A 3,016-nucleotide genomic window follows, 5' to 3' on the forward strand; every position below is an offset into this window, starting at 1 on the left:
CCCTGTTCCAGTCCCTGTTCCAGTCCCTGTTCCAGTCCCTGTTCCAGTCCCTGTTCCAGTGCCAGTCCCGCCGGTTCCGGTGCCAACCCCTACGCCTGTACCAGCATCCCCGATTATTTTGGACCTAAACGGTGACGGTGTTCAAACTGTCGGTTTAACGGCTGGTATTCATTTTGACCATGCAGGCGATGGTTTTAAGGAGTTAACGGGTTTTGCGCATAAAGATGATGGCTTGCTTGTATTAGATCGCAATAACGATGGAGTGATTAATACTGGTGCCGAGCTATTCGGTAGTGAAACACTGCTTAACGATGGCTCTAAAGCGGCCAATGGTTTTGAAGCGCTAGCGGAGCTTGATGGTAATGGCGATGGTCGAATTACTCAGGAAGACGAGCTATTTTCAGCGTTGCGTATTTTCCAAGACAAAGATCAAGATGGTGAAACGGACAGTGGTGAGCTGATATCTTTGCAGGATGCAGGTATTCGTGAACTCTCTTTGAATTATGTTAATCAATCTTTTACAGATAATGAAGGAAACGAGCATCGGCAGGTGGGGTCTTTTGTGGATTCCGGCGGTGAGACCCATGCAATGACCGATGTGTGGTTCACTCGTAACTTAACACGGACTACCACTGAGGGTATGGCGTTATCGGGTGAGATAAAGGCCCTTCCTGATGTGCAAGGTTTTGGCCAGACTTATTCGCTGCATCAAGCAATGGCACGCGATGAATCTGGTGAGCTACAAGCTTTGGTTACTCGGTTTGTTGAAGCTGACTCCCGTGAAGCTCGATTGGACTTACTTGAGCAAATTATTTTTAGTTGGACCGGGCAGGAAGGGGATTACAGCCAACATTTTCAGTCCCCTATAGATACCCGAAAAATTGGCGCATTGGCCGCGTTTTATGGCTTTGATATACCGAACCCACGCGGTAGTGGGCAGCAATATGCTGCTGAGTATCGCGCAATTTTTGATAATTGGGCGGATAAAGTCTTTTTTCAATTAAGTGCCCGCAGTCACTTGAGCCCATTTTTTAGTGAAATTAGCTGGGAAAAAAACGAAGTACAGAATGTGTGGCAGGCCGATTTTTCTCTTGTGGTGGAAGACCTCTTCGGTTTTGCGGAACGTAACCCTGAGGTAGCTCAGGATGTTTTACAGGATTTCGCTCAGGCGGTAAGGGGAGCTAACCCCTATAACACGGTGAACCTGGATTTACTGCGTGCCGAGGTAGATGCATTTTTACAAACAGACGCCGCTTCCTCATATTCGCAAAGTACTATTGGAGTGGTCACTGCTGCTGCGATGAATGCCAGTGACGCTAATGATGTTGTTAATGGTAATTCAAGTGACAATATTCTTTTTGGTCTAGATGGCGATGATTCGTTGAATGCGGCTGCAGGTGATGATGTTTTAGATGGCGGTGCTGGTGATGATGTATTAATTGGTGGCAGTGGCAATGATGAATATCGTTTTGGTGTGGGCTACGGCCATGACCGCGTGCGTAATAGGGACACTGGAGTTGAGCGGCGTGATAGTGTAAAAATTATTGGTGGTTTGACGGCTGAAGGTGTTTCTATTTCCCGCCAAGGGGACGACTTGGTCATTATGATTAATGGCACTGATGATGTATTACGCGTGGAGTCACACTTTGATCGTGAGGGTGATTCCTATCAATATATCGACACCATCGTTTTTGATGATGGTTCGCAGATTAATGTTGGACCTAGCCAGTTTGATCAAATCAATATTGCTTCGCAGATTATTACCGAGCAAGCGGACGAGCTACATGGTACTTCGGCATCTGAGCTGATTGATGGGCGTGGTGGCGATGACGAAATATTCGGCAAAAGTGGCGATGATTGGTTACTGGGGCGTGATGGAAATGACCGTATACACGGGGATGATGGTGATGACCTTCTGGCTGGCGCTGCTGGCGATGACTATTTAGATGGTGGCGCCGGCAATGATTGGTTATCGGGAGGTTCCGGGCATGACACTGTAATTGGCGGTGAAGGTGATGATCGAATTCAGGGGCACGGCGGAGATGACATACTAAGTGGTGGGTATGGTAATGATACCTATCAATTCTCACTCGGCGACGGTTTAGATGTGATCGACAATAAAGGTGCCGCTGGCGATATCGATAAGATTGTATTCGGCCCCGGTGTTGTATCCCAAAATGTTGTAGTTCGTCGTCAAAATGCTGATCTTATTCTGTTCGTCAATGGAAATGAAAACCAGATACGCATTAAAAATTATTACACCGCGAGCTATCAGCAGGTAGCTTCCGTCGAGTTTACTGATGAGCAAAGTGTGATATCAGTTATTGATAAGGAAGCCCTCGAAATTATGGCGGTCGCAGCAACGGATAATGCTGATGAGCTGCATGGTGGTGTAGAGGCCGATACGTTAAACGGTGCTGGGGGTGATGATTTACTTAAAGGGCACGCCGGTAATGATGTGTTAGAAGGCGCTACGGGAAATGATGTATTACAAGGCGATGATGGTGATGATTATCTCATCGGTGGTAGTGGCGATGATGTTATTGAGGGTGGCCGTCATAACGACACATTGGTCGGTGGTACAGGTAATGATCGATTAGAAGGTGGCTCCGGTAGTGATACTTACGTTATCGCGGCCGATGGATCTACGGATATTATTCAAGATTATGACAGTGCTAATTATGATTTGGATCGTATTGTGTTTGCTGAAGGTATTAGCTTAGATGAGGTGAGTTACAGTCGCACAGAGAAAGACTTTGTTATTGTTATCACTCAAAACGAAGTAGTGACCACGCTTGTTATTGAAAATGGATTTGCTAATGAGCGCAATCTGGTTGATGAGCTGCACTTTTTCGATGGCTCGGTAGTTTTTGTGCGTGATGTACTGGCAACTGCTGCGGTTTGGCAAGGAACTGATGATGCTGAAACTATTTATGGTTACAGCGGCGCTGACACCATTGATGCAGCCGGTGGTAAAGATACAATTTATGGCGATGCCGGTGATGATTTATTAAGC

1 protein-coding gene is annotated in these 3,016 nt (G+C 46.5%); it reads left to right on the top strand.

The window, feature by feature from the left end; genetic code table 11:
- Positions 1–3,016: calcium-binding protein (locus AC438_RS16205; protein WP_274377625.1), on the top strand; the 3,016-nt coding region annotated here is incomplete at both ends.

It is taken from the genome of Marinagarivorans algicola (assembly GCF_001292705.1).
Classification (GTDB): Bacteria; Pseudomonadota; Gammaproteobacteria; order Pseudomonadales; family Cellvibrionaceae; genus Marinagarivorans; species Marinagarivorans algicola.